Genomic DNA, 18,022 nt, shown 5'->3' on the forward strand with positions numbered 1-18,022 from the left:
CACCAACTCGCAGCCTTCCCCCAAATCATCAGATTTTTTTCACGCCGACCCTCAACCCGCTTCCGATCGCGGCCGTTATCCAAAGGATGGCGCGTAAAAGACTTGCATCGATGCGGCCCGACGCACCGGCAGCGAGCGCGCTCTCCCGCCCTCGGAACGATTGACGTTCGGAATCCATGAATCCTTTTCTATCGAAGCGACTGCTGATCAATATTGTGGTCGTTGTCGTCGCGGTCGGTGCAAACGCGTTCGTCGCGTACACGCAGATTCGCGGGCAGCGCGACGCCGATGCGCGCCTCGCGCGCTCGACCAGCGTGCGCCAGAACCTCGATGCGTATCACGCCGCGCTCGATAACGCGCTCGCCGCTCTGCACCGCCTGAAAGAATCGGGCAAGCCGGTGCCGCCCGACGCGGCCGCTTCGATGACGAACACACTCGCGAGCCGCGAGCAATCACTGCGCGACGAACTCGCGAGCGAGCCGTACATGTCGGGGGCGCTCGCCAACCTGAGCGCGGCGCGGCACGCGTTGCAGCACGATCTGGAGGACACGCTGCGCAACCATGCGAGTGACCTGCCCGGAGCGGCAAGCGCGGCGTCGGGCGTGGCGCACGCGGCATCGACCGAAGCACCAGGGGCGGCCCCCCTCGACGCGCCATTCGAGGCATCCCTCGACCCTGCGCCGTCGAACTCGCATCTTGCCCCCGCGCTAGAGCGTGTCGAAGCCGCGCTCGCCACGTTGCGCAGCGAGGAAAACCGCTCGTTGCAGATCTCGCTCGCGGCATCGGCGAGCGACAGCGAGCGCGCGATGTTCGTGCTGCTCGTGACGATGCTCACCGGCAGCGTGCTGCTGTTCCTCACGTTCGGCGTGCGCGAGAACAGCGCGCGCGAAAAACTGCGCAGCGCCCGCGCGCTGGTGCGCAACGACGAGCGTTTTCGCAGCCTGTTCGACGATCACACCGTGCCGATGTACATCTTCGATCGCGACACGCTGTGCTTTCTCGCCGTCAACAAGGCCGCGATCCAGCAATACGGCTACACGGAAGACGAGTTTCTCGGCATGACGATCCGCGCGATCCGCCCGAACTCGGAAATCGGCCGACTGGAGACGCACCTGCAGCGTAGCGCCGACCTCCGCCAGAGCCACACGATGGCGGGCATCTGGCGGCATCGGCGTAAGGACGGCTCGATCCTCAGCGTCAACGTGTCCTATCACGCACTGAACTTCATGGGCCGCGACGCCTTGTTCGTGCTGGCGGACGACGTGACCGACCAGATCAACGCCGAAGCCGAAGCGCAGCGCTCGAATCAGATGCTCGAAGCGGTGATCGACAACATTCCGCAGCGCATCTTCTGGAAGGACCTGAACTCACGCTATCTCGGCTGCAACATGGCATTCGCGCGCGACGCGGGGCTCGCGTATCCCGAACAGGTGGTCGGCAAGAGCGACGCCGACCTGGCGTGGCGCGCGTTCGCCGACCTGTTGACCGAGCACGATCGCGAAGTCGTGAGCACCGGCGTGCCCAAGATGAACTTCGAGGTCGACTTCGTGATCGACGGCTTGCACCGCACGACAGTCACGAGCAAGCTGCCGTTCACCGACGGCGGCGGTCAGGTGATCGGCGTGCTCGGCTCGTACACCGACATCACCGAGCGCAAGCGCGCCGATCTCGCGCTGCGTCTGCAAAGCCGGGCGCTCGACGCGAGCGTCAACGCGATCCTGATCACCGCGCCGTCGCCGTCGGGCAATCTGATCGAATACGTGAATCCGGCGTTCATGCGCATCACCGGCTACGATCCCGCCGAGGTGATCGGCCACGACTGCCGCGTGCTGCAACGCGACGACCGTGACCAGGAAGGCGTCGCGTTGATCCGCGAGGCGCTCGCGGCGAATCGCGAGGTCAGCGCGGTGGTGCGCAACTATCGCAAGGACGGCGCGCTGTTCTGGAATCAGCTGTTCATTGCGCCGGTGCCGAACGCGGAAGGCGTGATCACCCATCATATCGGCGTCATCAACGACGTGACCGAGCTGATCCGCTATCAGGAGCAGCTCGAATATCAGGCCAACTACGACGGCCTTACGCGGCTGCCGAACCGCAACCTGCTGCGCGACCGGCTCGAACATGCGCTCGTCGTCGCGCAGCGGCATCATTCGGGCGTCGCGGTCGTGTTCCTCGATCTCGACGGCTTCAAGAACGTCAACGACAGCCTCGGCCATAGCGTCGGCGACCGGCTGCTCGGGGTGGTCGCCGAACGACTCGCGCGCTGCTCGCGCACCAGCGACACGGTTGCGCGTCACGGCGGCGACGAGTTCGTGATCGTGATGACCGACACCGTCGACGAGCAATCGCTGATCACGTGGATGGAGCGCGTGCGCGCGTCGATCGCCGAGCCGGTGTGGCTCGACGGCACCGAGCTGTACGTCGGCTGCAGCATGGGCGCGAGCCTGTTCCCGCAGGACGGCGAGGATGCCGAAACGCTGATGAAGAAGGCCGACGTCGCGATGTATCGGGCGAAGGACATGGGGCGCAACACGTTCCAGTTCTATCAGCCGGAGATGAACGCGAGCGCGGGCGCGCGCCTGAATCTCGAACGACGCCTGCGCCGCGCGCTGCGCGACAACGAGTTCCTGCTGCACTATCAGCCGCAGGTCGATATCGGCAGCGGACAGATCGTCGGCATCGAGGCGCTGGTGCGCTGGCACGATCCCGAGGTCGGGCTCGTGCCGCCGTCGTCGTTCATTCCGCTCGCCGAGGAAAGCGGGCTGATCGGGCCGCTGTCGGAGTGGGTGCTGCGCGAGGCGTGTCGGCAGAATAAGGCGTGGCAGGATCAGGGCTTGCCGCCGGCGCGCGTGTCGGTGAATCTGTCGGCGCGGGTGTTCCAGCAGCGTGACATCGCGAAGCTCGTGATGCAGGTGCTCGACGAGACCGGACTCGAACCGAAGTACCTCGAACTCGAGCTGACCGAAAGCACGATCATGCGCAACGCGGAAGAAGCGGTGTCGATGCTCAACGAACTGCACGCGCTCGGCATCGGTCTCGCGATCGACGACTTCGGCACCGGCTATTCGAGCCTCAGCTATCTGAAGCGCTTCCCGGTGGACCGCTTGAAGATCGACCGCTCGTTCGTGTCGGATATCGGCGTATCGGGCGACGATGAGACGATCACGTCGGCGATCATCGCGCTCGCCCATTCGCTGAAGTTGCAGGTGATCGCCGAGGGCGTGGAAACGTCGGCGCAACTCGACTTCCTGAAGGAACGCGCGTGCGACGAAATGCAGGGCTTCTATTTCGCGAAGCCGTTATCGACGGAAGCGATTGCCGAACTGCTGCACGGCGGGCTGGTGCCGGAGCTGGAGCCGGCGTGAGGGGAGCGTGACGCGGCGACGGGTGTCGCCGCGGGTCGCCGCGTGCCGCGTCCAACGCCGGTCACTGAGCCGGCGTGTCCTTGAATACCGGCAGGCTTTCCGCGAACGCGGAAAACTTCTCGAGCCGCGGATGATCGGCCTTGCTGACCGCCTCCGGCAGCATCATGTGCGTGAACTGCCAGGCTACGGCGACGGCCACCTCCGCCGCGCTGAACTGCTGCTGCGTGTCGGGCAGCGGCCCTTCGCCCAACTCGCGTTCGAGTTCGGCATAGGCGGCGAGCAGTTGCGCGCGCACGCGCTCGACCCACGGTTCATGCTGCTTCTCCTGAGGCCGCAGATTGCGCTCGTAGACGATCTGCACGCTCTTTTCGCACGCGGCGAGCGCGAGACCCGTCAGACGCGCGGCGCGCAACGCCGCGTCGGCTTGCGTCGGGAACAGCGGGGTGGGGCCGGCGAGCGTTGCCAGATACTGCAGGATCACCGTCGAGTCCATCAGGATCGCGCCGTTGTCGGCGACGAGCGTCGGCGCCTTGACGACCGGGTTGATCTTCGCGAACTGGTCGTAGGTGCGGAAAACCGAAATCGACTCGTGTTCGAAGTCGAGCGCGAGCAGCTTCATGCAGATGGCGACGCGCCGCACGTAGGGCGAGTCGAGCATACCGATCAGTTTCATCTCGTTTCCATGAGAAGAGCGACTATGGGGCGTCCCGGGCCTCGTGCGCTGATCGGCTGGAACGGCTAGCGGGTGGCGCGGCGCGTGACGCGTGGAATCGCTAGCTTAAGCATCCTCGCCGGCTCAGTCCAGCGCGGGCAGCGCGCGCGGACGGCGGTCGCTGTCGGTGGCGACGTAGGTGAGGATCGCTTCCGTGACCTTGACGACTTCCTGCGAGAGCCTCAACCGCTGCGCGTAGACCTCGACCGACACTGTCACCGACGTATTGCCGGTCTTCACGATATCCGCGTAAAAGCTCAGCAGATCGCCGACGAACACCGGTTGCTTGAACAGGAAAGAATTAACCGCGATCGTCGCGACCCGCCCATTCGCGCGACGGCTTGCCGGAATCGAGCCGGCGATGTCGACCTGCGCCATGATCCAGCCGCCGAACACGTCGCCATGAATGTTCGCGTCCGATGGCTGCGGCATGACGCGCAGCGCGCACGGCTTGGACGGAAGTTGAAGAAGATCGGTCATCGGGACATCCTTGGGAAACGTGTTCGAGTGTATTGACGCGCATTGACGCAATGGCTGGGCCAGTTCGACAGTAGGCCATGCAAAGCGCCGCCAGTCGGCTTCTGCGACAATAGAAAGATCAGGAATTGTACGGGAAAGCACCCAGCGAAGCGCGCGAGCCGCGCGCCGCTGCGAACTCCGGCAGCTCCACACTCTCCCCACGATTTATGCGCCGCGCTCCTTCGTCCGAACCCTCGCCGATTTCCACCGCACCCCGCAACGACTGGCAAACGATCCTGTCGCTGCTGCCATACCTTGCCACCTACAAATGGCGAGTCGGCTTCGCGCTCAGCTGCCTGATCGGCGCGAAGGTCGCGAACCTCGGCGTGCCGATCGTGATGAAGCGCATCGTCGACAGTCTCGCGTCGGTCCGGCATCTGACCGCGCTCGGCCGCGCGCAGGACGCGCCCGGCATCGTGCTGCTCGGCGGCGTCGGCTTGCTGGTGGTCGCGTATGCGGTGGTGCGGCTATCGACGTCGCTCTTCACCGAGTTGCGCGAAATGCTGTTTTCGAAAGTGACCGAAAGCGCGGTGCGCCAACTCGCGCTGAAAGTATTCCGCCACCTGCACGGACTGTCGCTGCGCTTTCATCTGGAGCGGCAGACGGGCGGCATGTCGCGCGATATCGAACGCGGCACGCGCGGCATCACGCAGCTGATTTCCTATTCGTTGTACAGCATCCTGCCGACGCTCGTCGAAGTCGGTCTCGTGCTCGGCTTTTTCGTCGTCAAATACGAGGCCTATTACGCGATCGTCACGTTCGTCGCGCTCGCGGTGTACATCGCGTTCACGGTGAAGGTCACCGAGTGGCGCACGCACTTTCGCCGCACCATGAACGAGCTCGATTCGAAGGCGAATTCGCGCGCGATCGACTCGCTGCTCAACTACGAGACCGTCAAGTACTTCGGCAACGAGGAGTGGGAAGCGAGCCGCTACGACGAGAACCTGAAGCGCTATCGCACGGCGGCGATCAAGTCGCAGCGTTCGCTGTCGGCGCTGAACTTCGGGCAGCAGGCGATCATCGGCACGGGGCTCGTGTTCATCCTGTGGCGCGCGACCCAGGGCGTGATGGCCGGGCGTCTGACGCTCGGCGACCTGGTGCTGATCAACACGTTCATGCTGCAGCTGTATATTCCGTTGAATTTTCTCGGCGTGGTCTATCGCGAGCTGAAGCAGAGCCTGACCGACATGGACCGCATGTTCTCGCTGCTCGGCGCACCGCGGGAAGTACCCGACGCGCCCAATGCGGTGGCTTTGCAAGTGAGCGGCGCGCAGGTGCGCTTCGACGACGTGAGCTTCGCGTACGAGCCTTCGCGGCAGATTCTGCACGGCGTGAGCTTCACGATCGCGGCCGGCACGACGACGGCGGTGGTCGGCCACAGCGGCTCGGGCAAGTCGACGCTCGCGCGGCTGCTGTTCCGCTTCTACGATCTCGACCGCGCGACGGGCGGCGCGATCCGCATCGACGGGCAGGATATTCGCGACGTCACGCAGGATTCGCTGCGCGCGTCGATCGGCATCGTGCCGCAGGACACGGTGCTGTTCAACGACTCGATCTACTACAACATCGCGTACGGTCGGCCGTCGGCGACGCGCGACGAAGTGATCGCGGCGGCGCGCGCCGCGCATATCCACGAGTTCATCGAGAGTCTGCCGAAGGGCTACGACACGCCGGTCGGCGAGCGCGGGCTCAAGCTGTCCGGCGGCGAAAAGCAGCGCGTCGCGATCGCGCGGACCATACTCAAGAATCCGCCGATCCTGTTGTTCGACGAAGCGACGTCCGCGCTCGATTCACGCTCCGAGCGCGCGATCCAGCATGAGCTCGACCTGATCGCGCGCGAACGCACGACGCTGATCATCGCGCACCGGCTGTCGACGGTCGTGCACGCGCAGCAGATCATCGTGATGGACAAAGGGCGCATCGTCGAGCGCGGCACGCACGCGGAGCTGTTGCGCGCGAACGGTTTGTTCGCGCAGATGTGGGCGCTGCAGCAGCGCGCCGCGCACACCACGGATGCGGTGGAAAGAGCGGAAGCAGTCGGGGCAGGTGAGAGCCCGGCGAAGTAAAGCTCAGCGCGCGCGCAGCAGCCGATCGAGCGCTTCCAGCTGCGCCTGGGTGCCGATGTTCTCCCACAAGCCTTCGTACAGCTCGCCGCTCGCGAGCCCACGCGCGATGGTCGCGCGGTAATACGGGCTCAGCGCGCGCCGCGTGCCGCGCGGCAGATCGCTGAACATGCGCGTGTCGTACAGACCGAAACTGCCGAACGTGAGGCGCGGCTGCGCGTCGAGCGACAGCACGCCGTCGACGAGACCAAAGTCGCCGTTCGGGTGAAACGCCGGGTTCGGCACCATCACCAGATGCATGCCGGGCTCGGGCAGCGCCTTCAGCCGGCCGGCGTGCGCGTGCAGCGCGGCGTAGTCGTAATCGCTGTACACGTCTCCGGCCACCGCGACGAACACCTGATCCGCGCCCTCGTCGGTCAGTAGCGACAGCGCCTGCGCGATGCCGCCCGCGGTCTCCAGCGCCTCGTGCTCGGGCGAATAACGCAGCTCGACCTGCCAGCGCGAACCGTCGCCGAGCGCGGCTTCGAGCTGCGCGCCGAGCCACGCATGATTGATCACGATGCTACGGATGCCGGCCCGCGCGAGCCGTTCGATCTGCCATACGATCAGCGGCTTGCCGCCCACTTCGAGCAGGGGCTTCGGGCACGCGTCGGTCAACGGACGCATGCGCTCGCCGCGGCCCGCGGCGAAAATCATCGCTTTCTTTACGGACATCGTCATCGGTCAGAAGGTGTAGCCGATTTCCTGCGCGCGGCCGTCGAGGTCGTCGAGCAGTTTCGCGAACCCGCGCAGCGGCGCGTAACGCTCCGCCACCTTGCGTGCATAGCCGATGAAGCGCGGCAGGTCGTTCATGTAATGCGCCTTGCCGTCGCGGTAGTTGATGCGGCAGAACAGGCCGAGCACCTTGATGTGCCGCTGCAGCCCCATCCATTCGAGCTGGCGGTAGAACTCGCCGAAATCGGCATCGACCGGCAGGCCGGCTTTTTTGGCGCGCTCCCAGTAGTACGCGAAGCAGTCGAGCTCGAACTCCTCGTCCCAACTGAGGAACGCGTCGCGCAGCAGCGACACGACGTCGTACGTGATCGGCCCGTACACCGCGTCCTGGAAGTCGAGCACGCCTGGGTTCGGCTCGGCGATCATCAGATTGCGCGCCATGAAATCGCGCAGCATGAAGCTTTGCGGCTGCGCGCGCGCGCTCGCGATCAGCAGCGCGAACGTGCGATCGAGCAGCGCGCGCGTAGCGGCATCGACCTCGCGGCCAAGGTGCCGGCCGATGAACCACTCGGGCATCAGCTCCATCTCGCGGTGCAGGAACGCTTCGTCGAACGGCGGCAGCACGTCTTCGCGCGAGCTGAGCTGCCAGCGGATCAGGGCGTCGAGCGCGTCGCGCATCAGCGCGCGAGCCGCGCGCGTGTCGCCCGCGGCCTGCGCGTCGGTCAGCGCGCCCAGATACGACGCGGTGCCGAGATCGGTGACGAGCATGAAGCCCGCGTCAAAGTCGACCTCGAGCACGCGCGGCACGTGCACGCCGGCGGCGGCGAGCAATTGCGCGATCTGTGCGAATTCGCGGCATTTTTCGGGCGGCGGCGCGTCGACGGCGATCAGCGTGGCCGCGCCGTTGCCTTGCGCCGCCTTACCGGCGAGCCGGAAATAACGGCGGAAACTGGCGTCGGACGAGGCCGGAACGAGGGTGTCGGGCTCGAGCGCATGGCGCGCCGCGTGGCCTTGCAGCCAGGCCTTGAGCAGGGAGAGACGGGTGTCGGTGAAATCTTGGGTGGAAGGCAGCGTCATGAAAAGCGGCGGCAAATTCTTGGGGACAACGTCTTGCCATATAATACCCCACGACTTTTTTGACGCGACTCACACGCCAGCTTTCGCGTGCTCCGTTTCACCGCCCGCCTTATCACTCGGCAAATTGGGAATCCAGACGTGCAGCCGACTCTAACGGTCGCGGTGTGCAGGCGGTGGATCGTGACGACGAAAGCTTGCGCACGGGTCGACTCGCCAAACGATACATGCCGCCCAGACAGCTTTCCGATACCACTCCTTCCTGTGCAGTAGTGCCGCGCAAAAGGCGGCTCGTCGCGGCGCTGATCGCCGTTCCGGGCCTGATGCCCGCGCTTGCGCACGCCCAACTGGTGGGGGAAGCTGCGCAACCGCAGGCGGTCTACCCGCCGTGGGGCATGCAGCTTGCGCCGCAGCTCGAGGATCATCCGTTGCAAACGGGCCAGCGGCCGGCCACCTTCGTGCTCGGCGACCACGCGAGCGGCACGATCGACCAGGATCTGGCCGCCAAGGGCTCGGCGGAAGTGCGGCACAACACGTCCGTGATCAAGGCCGACGCTCTGCACTACGATCAGGACACGGACATGGCCGATGCGTACGGCAATGTCCACGTGATCAATACCGGCAATACCTTCATCGGACCCGAAGCGCATCTGCGCGTCGATTCGACCGAAGGCTTCATGACCGCGCCGAAGTACCACTTCACGCTGACGGGCGGCTCGGGTAGCGCGCAGCGCGTCGACCTGCTCGACGCCGAGCGCTCCGTGTTCACGCAGGGCACCTACACGGCATGCGCGTGCACGGACAATCCGGCCTGGTACATCAAGGGCAGCGAATTCGATTTCGACACCGGCGCCGACGAAGGCGTCGCCTACAACAGCGTGCTGTTCTTCCAGGGCGTGCCGGTGTTCGCGTCGCCGTGGCTGTCGTTCCCGCTGTCGGGCGATCGGCGCAGCGGCCTGTTGCCGCCCACGTTCTCGCTGAGCTCGACGAACGGTTTCGAGCTGTCGGTGCCGTATTACTTCAACATCGCGCCGAATCGCGATCTGACGGTCACGCCGCGTCTGATCTCGAAGCGCGGTGTGCAGTTGCAGAGCACGTTCCGCTATCTGTCGCCGACGTATTCCGGGTCGATCACCGGTGAATTTCTGCCCGACGATCGCCTGACGAAGACCAACCGCTACGCGCTGTACATCCAGCACAACCAGAATTTCGGTAACGGCTTCGGCGGCTACATCTATTACAACAAGGTTTCGGACAACACCTATCCGGAAGACCTGTCGTCGTCGGTCAACCAGTTCATGAACGGCACCCAGCTCCTGTATCAGCAGGAAGCCGGGTTGACCTACAACAACGGACCGTGGTCCGTGCTCGCGCGCGAGCAGCACTGGCAGACGCTGGAGCCGTCGGTCGCGCCGTACGGCCGCCAGCCGCAGTTGAACGTCAAGTACGCGAAGTACAACATCGGCGGCTTCGATTTCGGCGCTGAAGCCGACTACTCGAACTTCCGCATCACCACCGCGGATCTGAGCGAAGGCCAGCGGGTGCTGTTCAACCCGTACCTGTCGTATTCGGTGGTGGGGCCGGGCTACTTCGTCACGCCGAAGGTGCAGTGGCACTTTGCGTCGTACAACCTGAACAACATCGGCACCGATCTGGCGAACGTGCCGGGGGCGCAGAAGAATTTCACCGAGTCGATTCCGACCTTCACGTTCGACACGGGACTGACGTTCGAGCGCTCGGTGCGCATTTTCGGCGCGGACTATATCCAGACGCTGGAGCCGCGCCTGTACTACGTGTACACGCCGTACCGCAACCAGAACAACGCGCCGCTGTTCGATACCGCCGAATCCGACTTCGGTCTCGCGGAAATCTTCACGCCGAATACGTTCGTCGGTAACGACCGGATCGCCGACGCGAACCGCCTGACCGCCGGTCTCACCACGCGCTTCATCAACCCGTCCACCGGCGACGAGCGCGCGCGCTTCGTGATCGCGCAGCAGTATTACTTCCGGGATCAGCGCGTTACGCTGACGCCGACCCAGACCAGTACCCAGGCCACGCACTCGGACCTGATCGCGGGCGCGTCGATCAAGCTGGGCGCCGGTTTCGCTTCGGAAACGGCGTTCCAATATAATGCGGACAATAACCAGCTCACGAAGACGAGTGTCGGCTTCGGGTTCAGTCCGGCGAGCGGCAAGGTCATCAACGTCGCGTACCGCTACACGCGCGCCAACACCACGCTCGACAACCAGCCGATCAATCAGGTGTTGATTTCGGGCCAATGGCCGCTGACGCACCGGATGTACGGTGTCGGCCGGTTCAACTACGACCTGGGTGGCCACCGTATCGTCGACGGCCTGGTCGGCCTGCAATACGACGCGGACTGCTGGACGCTCGGCGCCGGCATCCAGCGCTACGCGAACGGCCTGAACTCGTCGGGACAGAATCAGTCGAGCACTCGGTTTCTGGCGCAGTTGACGTTCAAGGGCTTGTCGAGCGTCGACAACGGGCTGATGACCGCGTTCCGCAGCAGTGTGGCCGGCTACATGCCGTTGCCGCCACCGCCACCGCCGGAGTCGCGGTTCACCAACTACGAATGACGGTCGCCCGGTCATTCACGACTTGCGAAAAGACGGGCGAAGCGCCCGACATCATTGGAGTATCTGTGGCAATCATGAAACAGCTTCGCTTGGCAATACTCGCGGCGGGTCTCGTCGCCGCGGCGTCCTTCCTTCCAGTCGCGTCGGTACAGGCGCAGGCATTGGCCGGCAATAGCGGCCAGACGGTGGACACCATCGCCGCAGTGGTCAACAACGGTGTCATCACGCAGCGCGAGCTCGACGAGCGGGTCGGTCTGATCGCGCACCGGCTGAACCAGCAGAACGCTCCGGTGCCGCCGACGGACCAGTTGCGCCAGCAGGTGCTCACGCAGATGGTGCTCGAGCGCATCCAGCTGCAGAAGGCCAAGGAAGACGGCATCACCATCGACGACGCGGCCGTGCAGCGCACGCTCGAGCGTCTCGCGCAGGCGAACAACATGTCGCTCGCCATGTACCGCGCGCGCATCGAGGCGCAAGGCGTGCCCTGGACCACTTTCACGAGCGACGCGCGCACGGAGCTGACGCTGTCGCGTCTGCGCGAGAAGGAAGTGGATAGCAAGATCACGGTGACGGACGCCGAGGTCGCGAACTATATCGCCAGCCAGCGCGGCCCGGGCGCCGGCCAGACGAACGACCTGCACGTCCAGCACATTTTCGTGAAGGCGCCGCTCAACGCCTCGGAGACCGACATCGAGGCGGCGCAGAAGAAGGCCGCGGCTCTGCTCGCCGAAGCGAAGGGCGGCGCGGATTTCGAAAAGCTTGCGAAAGCCAATTCGCAGGCGCCGGACGCGTCGAAGAACGGCGGCGATCTCGGCTTCCTCGCGCCGTCGAAGCTGCCGCCCGAGTTCGTGAAGGCCGCGTCGGCACTGCGTCCGGGTGAGATCAATCCGGATCTGATCCGCACCAACGACGGCTTCGAGATCGTGCGTCTGGTCGAGCGCCGTGCCGGCCAGGGCACCAGCGCGGACGCGCCGAAGCTCGTGCAGACGCACGTGCGCCATATTCTGCTGCGCGTCGGCGACGGTCAGTCCGAACCGCAGGCACGCCAGAAACTGCTCGACATCCGCAACCAGATCGCCGCCGGCGGCGACTTCGCGAAGTTCGCGCGCACCTACTCGCAGGACGGCTCGGCGTCGCAAGGCGGTGACCTCGGCTGGGTCAGCCCGGGCGAGACGGTGCCCGAGTTCGAGCGCGCAATGAACTCGCTGCAGGACGGTCAGATCAGCGAACCGGTGCGCAGCGAATACGGCTACCACCTGATTCAGGTGCTCGGCCGCCGCGATGCGCAAGGCTCGATTGCGCAGCAGATGGATCTCGCGCGTCAGGCCATCGGCCAGCGCAAGGCGGAACAGGCGTATGCCGACTGGCTGCGCGAGCTGCGCGATACCGCGTACGTCGAAGTGAAGCCGGCCACGGCGAACGTGCAATAACAGAGCCAATGCGATGACGAGCGCTGCCCAGCCCACCCACCGCCCGCTGCAGATCGCGATCACGACCGGCGAGCCCGCCGGCGTCGGTCCCGAGCTGACCGCGCAGGCGCTGGCCGGCGCGGCGGCGCACTGGCCTCAGGCGCAGTTCACCGTGCTCGGTGACGCGCAATTGCTCGCTGAGCGCGCGCGCGCGGTCGGCGTCGATTGGGCGGCGCTGCTCGCGCCAGGCCCGCGCGTGCGGCTCGAACATCACTCGCTTGGCGCACCAGCGCAGGCAGGCAAGCTCGACGCCGCGAACGGCCGCTATGTGCTCGATCTGCTCGATGCGGCGATCGACGGCGCGGTGGCCGGCAGGTTCGACGCGATCGTCACCGCGCCGCTGCAAAAAAGCACGATCAACGACGCCGGTGTGCCGTTTACCGGCCACACCGAATATCTGGCCGAGCGCACCCATACGCCGCGCGTCGTGATGATGCTCGCGGGCACCGGCAAGCGGCCGCTGCGCGTCGCGCTTGCGACCACGCATCTGCCGTTGAAGGACGTGTCGGCGGCTTTGACGATCGAAAGCCTCGTTGCAACGCTGCGCATCATCGATCACGACCTGCGTCACCACTTCGGCTTGCCCGCGCCGCGTATCCTCGTGACGGGGCTCAATCCGCACGCGGGCGAAAACGGCTATCTGGGCCGCGAGGAAATCGACGTGATCACGCCGGCGTTGCGGCAGGTGAACGGCGAGGGCGTCGACGCGCGCGGTCCGTATCCGGCCGACACGCTGTTCCAGCCGCGTTATCTCGACGAAGCCGACTGCGTGCTCGCGATGTTCCACGACCAGGGCCTGCCGGTGCTGAAATTCGCGACGTTCGGCGAAGGGATCAACGTGACGCTCGGCCTGCCGATCATCCGCACGTCGGTCGATCACGGCACCGCGCTCGATCTGGCCGGCACCGGCCGCGCCGACGCGGGTAGCCTGATGGCCGCCGTCGACACGGCGGTGTCGATGGCGCAGCATCGTCGCGCGGGCTGAGGCGCGGGTAGCGTGGGCGGTCGCGGTGCTCGTGACGCGCCGCGTGGCGTCGTGTTTCCACCGTGACGTCTTTCATTCTCAAGCAGTTTTCTTTCTAGCGTTTCTCCGATGTCCACCAGCAGACAGCAAGGCCGGCACCAAGGCCATCTCGCGCGCAAGCGTTTCGGTCAGAACTTCCTGGTCGACATGGGCGTGATCGATTCGATCGTCGACGTGATCCGGCCGCAGCGCGGCGAGCGCATGGTCGAGATCGGGCCGGGCCTCGGCGCCCTGACCGAGCCGCTGATCGAGCGGCTCGCGACGCCCGAGACGCCGCTGCACGCGGTCGAACTCGACCGCGATCTGATCGGCCGTCTGAAGACGAAGTTCGGCAACCTGCTCGAACTGCACGCGGGCGACGCGCTCGAATTCGACTTCGGCTCGCTCGCGGCACCGGGCGACAAGGCGTCGCTGCGCATCGTCGGCAATCTGCCGTACAACATTTCGAGCCCGCTGCTGTTTCATCTGGCGACGTTCGCGGAGCGCGTGATCGATCAGCACTTCATGCTGCAGAACGAGGTGGTCGAGCGGATGGTGGCGGAGCCGGGCACGAAGGCGTTCAGTCGCCTGTCGGTGATGCTGCAGTACCGCTACGTGATCGACAAGCAACTCGATGTGCCGCCCGAGTCGTTCCAGCCGCCGCCGAAGGTCGATTCGGCGATCGTGCGGATGATTCCGTACGAGCGGCACGAACTGCCGGTGGTCGACGAAAGCGTGCTCGGCGGGGTGGTGACGGCGGCGTTCTCGCAGCGTCGCAAGATGTTGCGCAACACGCTTGCCGCGCTGCGCGACACCGTCGATTTCGACGCGCTCGGCTTCGATCTGCAACGCCGCGCGGAGGACGTGCCGGTCGCCGAATACGTGAGTGTGGCGCAGGCGGTGGCGGCGCGCTCGGCCGCTGCGCCGGAATAGACTCGACGCTCGACGGCGGCAGGGCGCCGCCGTCGAGCCCGCTTACCGTTTCGCCGGCGCGTTGACGAGCGCGATGCCGGTCAGCACCAGCAGCGCGGCGATCAGAAAGCGCGCGCTGAACGACTCGCCGAGCAGCAGCACGCCGAAGGTGACGCCGAACAGCGGCGTCAGAAACGAAAACACCGACAGCCTCGACGCGATGTAACGCGTCAACAGCCAGAACCACAACAGATAGCTGACGAACGCGACGATCACGGCTTGATACGCGAGGCTCGCGAGCGCGAGCGGCGTCACGCTTTCCACGCGCACCTCGCCGAGCCCCAGCGCCAGCGCGAGCAGCACCACCGCCGACACAGTCAGCTGATAGAACAGCGTCTTGCTCGCGCTCGTCCGCGCGAGCCGCGAGCCGCGCACGATCACCGTGGTCGCGGCCCACGCGATGCCGCCGAGCACGCCGAGCGCATCGCCGGCCGCGCCCGCGAGCGTCGAGCCGTGGACCGCGCTTGCAGCCGTGCCCGCGTCTGTGTGCAGGAAGCCGTCCGCGAACGCGAGCGCCATCCCCGCGAACGCGACGACAATGCCGAGCCACTGGATGCGCCGCATGCGTTCGCCATCGACGAACCAGTGCAGGCCGAGTGCCGTGAAACACGGCGCCGTGTACAGAAAGACCGCCATGCGCGAGGCGCTCGTCAGCGTCAGGCCGAGAAAGATGCAGACGAACTCGGCCGCGAACAGCACGCCCGCGAGCAGGCCCGCGCCGAGCGTGCCGTCATCGCGAAAGAGCGGCGTGCCGCGCGAGCGTGCCCATGCCCACACGAGCAGCGCCGCGATCGTCGAGCGCAGCCCCGCCTGAAAGATCGGCGGCACCGCCGCATTGGTGGTCTTGATCGCGACTTGCTGCAGCCCCCAGATTGCGCACAGGCCGATCATCAACAGGATCGCGAAGCTATCCGGGGTGCGACGCGCGGGCAAGGCGGTGGTCGTGCTCATGGCGGTGTGGTGAAGAGGTGGGGAGTGCACGGCGAGCCGGTCGGTCCGGTGCGCGGCGAAAACGCCGAGCGTCAGTAGTCGGCGTTTTTCGATGGTGTCGGCACGAGGCAAGATTGCCGGGCGAATTCGCCCGGCGTCAATTCGCCGGGTGCAACGTGAAGCCGGGCTGTGTTTTCATCGTTCTGGCTGACAGCGCGACTCGTGCTCGCCACCGGACGTTCAGTCGACTCGCCCCTTCTTCTGTATCAGCTCGATCTTGTACCCGTCCGGATCGGCGACGAAGGCGATGACAGTCGTGCCGTGTTTCATGGGCCCAGCTTCGCGTGTAACGACACCGCCGCGTTTCTTCACTTCTTCGCATGCCGCATAGGCGTCGTCGACTTCGAGGGCGATGTGACCGTAGCCGGTTCCGAGGTCGTACTTGCTCGTGTCCCAGTTGTACGTCAGTTCGATCGCCGCGCCTTCGGATTCGTCCTCGTAACCGACGAATGCGAGGGTGAACTTCCCGTCCGGGTAGTCGTGCTTTCGAAGCAGGCGCATTCCTAGAACTTCGGTGTAGAACCGGATCGATGCGTCCAGATCACCGACTCGAAGCATGGTATGCAAGATTCGCATGAGGACTCCTTTGATAGTTTGTGGATAAATGCGTCGACCTGCGGCAATTGTAAATGATTGCCGTATAGCTTGAGCCCGAAGCCGCGCCGCCCGCCCGGCGCACTGCGGACTCGATGCGCATCGTGGAATTCGATCGGATCTATTTGAACAAAAAAGTATGGGCAATAAGGGTTTGTGTGCGGTTGCCGGTTTGATATTAGTGTCCAACACTCAGCATCAATCCGGTTCGTCAGATAGTAGTCTGATATATCGGACAATCGATGCGTGACCCGGCGATTTGTTGAGCGTGCAGACAGGCGCTGAAGCCGATTCGTCCGCTCCGGACCACTCTTCTCCGCTTAGGACCCTGCCATGAAGCTTGCCAAACGAGGCGCCCAAGCCGCCTTTCTGTTCGCTGTTGCTGGATTGCTCGCCATCACCGGCTGCACCAAGGTTGCCACGCCAGGGCAGAGCGCAGCGGCATCCCCCTCGACGCTTCAGGCCGTGCTGCAGCGAGGCACGCTGCGCGTCGGCGACTGCCTGACGTTCGCGCCGTTCGGGTTCTATAACAAGGACGGCCAACCAGACGGCTATGACGTGGACCTCGCGAAGGAACTCGCGAAGCAGATGGGCGTGAAGCTCGAGGTCGTGAATACGACGAGCGCGAACCGGATTCCGAATCTGCAGACCAGCAAAGTGGATGTCGTGTTCTGCAACTTCACGCGTAATCTGGAGCGCGCGAAGGTAATCGAATTCACGACCCCCTACGTGGTTGCCAGCGAAGCACTGCTGGTCAGAAAAAATAGTGGCGTTCAGTCGATCAAGGACATGGGCGGTCGCACGATTGCGACGGTCAAGGGCTCGACCAATGGCGACGAAGTGCGCTCGCTGAATATCCCGATCAAGATCCAGGAATACGACAGCTCGCAGGCCGCGATTCTTGCCGTCAAGCAGGGGCAGGCCGACGCGATGATCGAGGACAACAACTTTCTCGCGTATCAGGCCAAGCTCGATCCTGAACTTGCCGTCACGAACGAAGCGCTGGTCCCTCTCGAATACAACGCGTTCGGTGTCAAGGCCGGCGATCAGGAATGGCTCAACTACCTGAATCTGTTCCTCTTCAACGTCAATGCGTCGAAGCTCAACGCGCAGCTCTACAACAAGTGGTTCGGCACCGATCCGCGCTACCCGCTCAATCCGCAGTTTTGAGGAGCGGGAGATGCCGATATCTAATGAAACCCGAACGATGCGGAGGGTGAGATGAGTTACGAGTGGCTCACTCTGTGGGGCTACGTGCCCGAGTTTTTGAGCGCGAGCTGGCTGACGTTGCAAGTGACCGTGCTGGCATTCGTACTGGCGCTAGTCCTCGGCTTGTTGAACGCGCTTGCGAGCGTTTCTGCGCTCGCGCCGTTTCGGTTGATTGCTCGCGGCTACGTTGAAATCATCCGCAACACGCCTGTTCTCCTGCAGATTTTCATCGTTTTCTTCGGTCTGCCGTCGGCGGGTATTTCGCTCGACGCATACTGGGCGGGCGTCATTGCGCTTGGCGTCAACGTCGGTGCTTATCTATCGGAAGTGTTCCGCGCCGGCATACAGTCGGTGCCGCGCGGCCAACTCGAGGCCGCCGGCATTCTCGGTCTCGAACGCGCGCAGATCTTCGTCGAGGTCGTGCTACCGCAGGCGACGCGCGCGGTCTATCCGGCCATCGTCAACTACCTGATCCAGTTGCTGCTCGGTACGTCGCTGCTGTCCGCCATTGCGTTGCCGGAGTTGACCGGCACTGCGACCGTGATCAACTCGCGGACGCTTCTCTATCTTCAGACGTTCAGCGTGACGCTCGTCGCGTATCTCGTGCTCAGTAACGTACTGTCCTGGCTTGCGGGCCAGCTCGGAGCGCGGATCTTTCATCCTCCCCTCGTCATGCCGGCGCGCACCGGTTTCGGGACCGGCTTTATGCGCCGGACGAAACGGGCCTGATTCCCGGAT

15 protein-coding genes are annotated in these 18,022 nt (G+C 64.7%); 8 read left to right on the forward strand and 7 right to left on the reverse strand.

What is annotated here, in order from left to right:
* Window positions 1-28: 28 nt before the first annotated feature.
* Window positions 29-178, reverse strand: a complete 150-nt coding sequence (locus tag OKW37_RS06510) for a hypothetical protein (RefSeq protein WP_184062387.1) — start codon at window positions 176-178, stop codon at window positions 29-31.
* On the opposite strand from OKW37_RS06510, the gene OKW37_RS06515 reads away from it, so the two are divergent.
* Window positions 177-3,365 carry a sensor domain-containing protein gene (locus tag OKW37_RS06515; protein WP_429407442.1) on the forward strand — a complete coding sequence of 1,063 codons (3,189 nt, stop codon included), beginning with the start codon at window positions 177-179 and terminating at the stop codon, window positions 3,363-3,365. The two genes, OKW37_RS06510 and OKW37_RS06515, sit on opposite strands and share 2 nt — an antisense overlap.
* Before the next feature lie 61 nt (window positions 3,366-3,426).
* On the opposite strand, the gene OKW37_RS06520 is transcribed toward OKW37_RS06515, so the two are convergent.
* The gene (locus tag OKW37_RS06520) at window positions 3,427-4,038 is read right to left on the reverse strand and encodes a glutathione S-transferase family protein (RefSeq protein WP_184062383.1); all 612 of its coding nucleotides are present in this window, start codon (window positions 4,036-4,038) and stop codon (window positions 3,427-3,429) included.
* Window positions 4,039-4,161: 123 nt separating this feature from the next.
* Window positions 4,162-4,557, reverse strand: coding sequence for an acyl-CoA thioesterase (locus tag OKW37_RS06525; RefSeq protein ID WP_090803024.1), 396 nt, complete (start codon window positions 4,555-4,557; stop codon window positions 4,162-4,164).
* Window positions 4,558-4,763: 206 nt separating this feature from the next.
* Here OKW37_RS06525 and OKW37_RS06530 point away from each other — a divergent pair, with 206 nt between their 5' ends.
* Entirely contained in the window at window positions 4,764-6,662 is a 1,899-nt protein-coding gene (locus OKW37_RS06530; protein ID WP_429407439.1) for an ABCB family ABC transporter ATP-binding protein/permease, read from the forward strand.
* Window positions 6,663-6,665: 3 nt separating this feature from the next.
* Here the strand turns inward: OKW37_RS06530 and murU are convergent, their stop codons facing one another.
* Window positions 6,666-7,379, reverse strand: a complete 714-nt coding sequence (murU, locus tag OKW37_RS06535; protein WP_429407437.1) for an N-acetylmuramate alpha-1-phosphate uridylyltransferase MurU — start codon at window positions 7,377-7,379, stop codon at window positions 6,666-6,668.
* A gap of 3 nt (window positions 7,380-7,382) precedes the next feature.
* Window positions 7,383-8,450: an aminoglycoside phosphotransferase family protein gene (locus OKW37_RS06540; RefSeq protein WP_429407435.1), complete on the reverse strand. Its 1,068-nt coding sequence runs from the start codon at window positions 8,448-8,450 to the stop codon at window positions 7,383-7,385.
* 224 nt (window positions 8,451-8,674) lie between these two features.
* On the opposite strand from OKW37_RS06540, the gene OKW37_RS06545 reads away from it, so the two are divergent.
* The 4 genes from OKW37_RS06545 to rsmA all read left to right on the forward strand — a co-directional run bounded on the left by OKW37_RS06545 (window position 8,675) and on the right by rsmA (window position 14,452).
* On the forward strand, window positions 8,675-11,047 hold the full coding sequence (locus OKW37_RS06545) for an LPS-assembly protein LptD (protein ID WP_184062376.1): 2,373 nt from the start codon (window positions 8,675-8,677) through the stop codon (window positions 11,045-11,047).
* Between the two features lie 65 nt (window positions 11,048-11,112).
* Window positions 11,113-12,477 (forward strand): peptidylprolyl isomerase, encoded by a 1,365-nt coding sequence (locus tag OKW37_RS06550; protein WP_429407433.1) that lies wholly within the window; start codon window positions 11,113-11,115, stop codon window positions 12,475-12,477.
* Window positions 12,478-12,490: 13 nt separating this feature from the next.
* Window positions 12,491-13,501, forward strand: a complete 1,011-nt coding sequence (gene pdxA, locus OKW37_RS06555) for a 4-hydroxythreonine-4-phosphate dehydrogenase PdxA (RefSeq protein ID WP_184062372.1) — start codon at window positions 12,491-12,493, stop codon at window positions 13,499-13,501.
* Window positions 13,502-13,609: 108 nt separating this feature from the next.
* Complete coding sequence (gene rsmA, locus OKW37_RS06560) at window positions 13,610-14,452, forward strand: 16S rRNA (adenine(1518)-N(6)/adenine(1519)-N(6))-dimethyltransferase RsmA (RefSeq protein WP_184034614.1); 843 nt, start codon at window positions 13,610-13,612, stop codon at window positions 14,450-14,452.
* 42 nt (window positions 14,453-14,494) lie between these two features.
* Here rsmA and OKW37_RS06565 read toward each other — a convergent pair whose 3' ends face one another.
* Together OKW37_RS06565 and gloA are read right to left on the reverse strand one after the other, a co-directional pair.
* Window positions 14,495-15,442 carry a DMT family transporter gene (locus OKW37_RS06565; RefSeq protein WP_184062370.1) on the reverse strand — a complete coding sequence of 316 codons (948 nt, stop codon included), beginning with the start codon at window positions 15,440-15,442 and terminating at the stop codon, window positions 14,495-14,497.
* 219 nt (window positions 15,443-15,661) lie between these two features.
* The gene (gloA, locus tag OKW37_RS06570) at window positions 15,662-16,057 is read right to left on the reverse strand and encodes a lactoylglutathione lyase (protein WP_184034604.1); all 396 of its coding nucleotides are present in this window, start codon (window positions 16,055-16,057) and stop codon (window positions 15,662-15,664) included.
* A gap of 351 nt (window positions 16,058-16,408) precedes the next feature.
* Between gloA and OKW37_RS06575 the strand changes: the two genes are divergently transcribed.
* Window positions 16,409-17,245, forward strand: coding sequence for a transporter substrate-binding domain-containing protein (locus OKW37_RS06575; RefSeq protein WP_184034601.1), 837 nt, complete (start codon window positions 16,409-16,411; stop codon window positions 17,243-17,245).
* Between the two features lie 51 nt (window positions 17,246-17,296).
* Entirely contained in the window at window positions 17,297-18,013 is a 717-nt protein-coding gene (locus tag OKW37_RS06580) for an amino acid ABC transporter permease (protein WP_429407430.1), read from the forward strand.
* Window positions 18,014-18,022: the final 9 nt, after the last annotated feature.

The organism is Paraburkholderia sp. MM5482-R2 (assembly GCF_050436125.1).
GTDB classification, from domain to species: Bacteria; Pseudomonadota; Gammaproteobacteria; order Burkholderiales; family Burkholderiaceae; genus Paraburkholderia; species Paraburkholderia tuberum.

What these genes read in the sequence shown, in the direction of transcription:
- OKW37_RS06565 (WP_184062370.1), bottom strand. Translation starts at nt 15,442, where the DNA reads ATGAGCACGACCACCGCCTTGCCCGCGCGTCGCACCCCGGATAGCTTC.
- OKW37_RS06545 (WP_184062376.1), top strand. Translation starts at nt 8,675, where the DNA reads ATGCCGCCCAGACAGCTTTCCGATACCACTCCTTCCTGTGCAGTAGTG.
- OKW37_RS06530 (WP_429407439.1), top strand. Translation starts at nt 4,764, where the DNA reads ATGCGCCGCGCTCCTTCGTCCGAACCCTCGCCGATTTCCACCGCACCC.
- OKW37_RS06525 (WP_090803024.1), bottom strand. Translation starts at nt 4,557, where the DNA reads ATGACCGATCTTCTTCAACTTCCGTCCAAGCCGTGCGCGCTGCGCGTC.
- OKW37_RS06520 (WP_184062383.1), bottom strand. Translation starts at nt 4,038, where the DNA reads ATGAAACTGATCGGTATGCTCGACTCGCCCTACGTGCGGCGCGTCGCC.
- OKW37_RS06540 (WP_429407435.1), bottom strand. Translation starts at nt 8,450, where the DNA reads ATGACGCTGCCTTCCACCCAAGATTTCACCGACACCCGTCTCTCCCTG.
- OKW37_RS06515 (WP_429407442.1), top strand. Translation starts at nt 177, where the DNA reads ATGAATCCTTTTCTATCGAAGCGACTGCTGATCAATATTGTGGTCGTT.
- pdxA (WP_184062372.1), top strand. Translation starts at nt 12,491, where the DNA reads ATGACGAGCGCTGCCCAGCCCACCCACCGCCCGCTGCAGATCGCGATC.
- rsmA (WP_184034614.1), top strand. Translation starts at nt 13,610, where the DNA reads ATGTCCACCAGCAGACAGCAAGGCCGGCACCAAGGCCATCTCGCGCGC.
- OKW37_RS06510 (WP_184062387.1), bottom strand. Translation starts at nt 178, where the DNA reads ATGGATTCCGAACGTCAATCGTTCCGAGGGCGGGAGAGCGCGCTCGCT.
- OKW37_RS06575 (WP_184034601.1), top strand. Translation starts at nt 16,409, where the DNA reads ATGAAGCTTGCCAAACGAGGCGCCCAAGCCGCCTTTCTGTTCGCTGTT.
- gloA (WP_184034604.1), bottom strand. Translation starts at nt 16,057, where the DNA reads ATGCGAATCTTGCATACCATGCTTCGAGTCGGTGATCTGGACGCATCG.
- murU (WP_429407437.1), bottom strand. Translation starts at nt 7,379, where the DNA reads ATGACGATGTCCGTAAAGAAAGCGATGATTTTCGCCGCGGGCCGCGGC.
- OKW37_RS06580 (WP_429407430.1), top strand. Translation starts at nt 17,297, where the DNA reads ATGAGTTACGAGTGGCTCACTCTGTGGGGCTACGTGCCCGAGTTTTTG.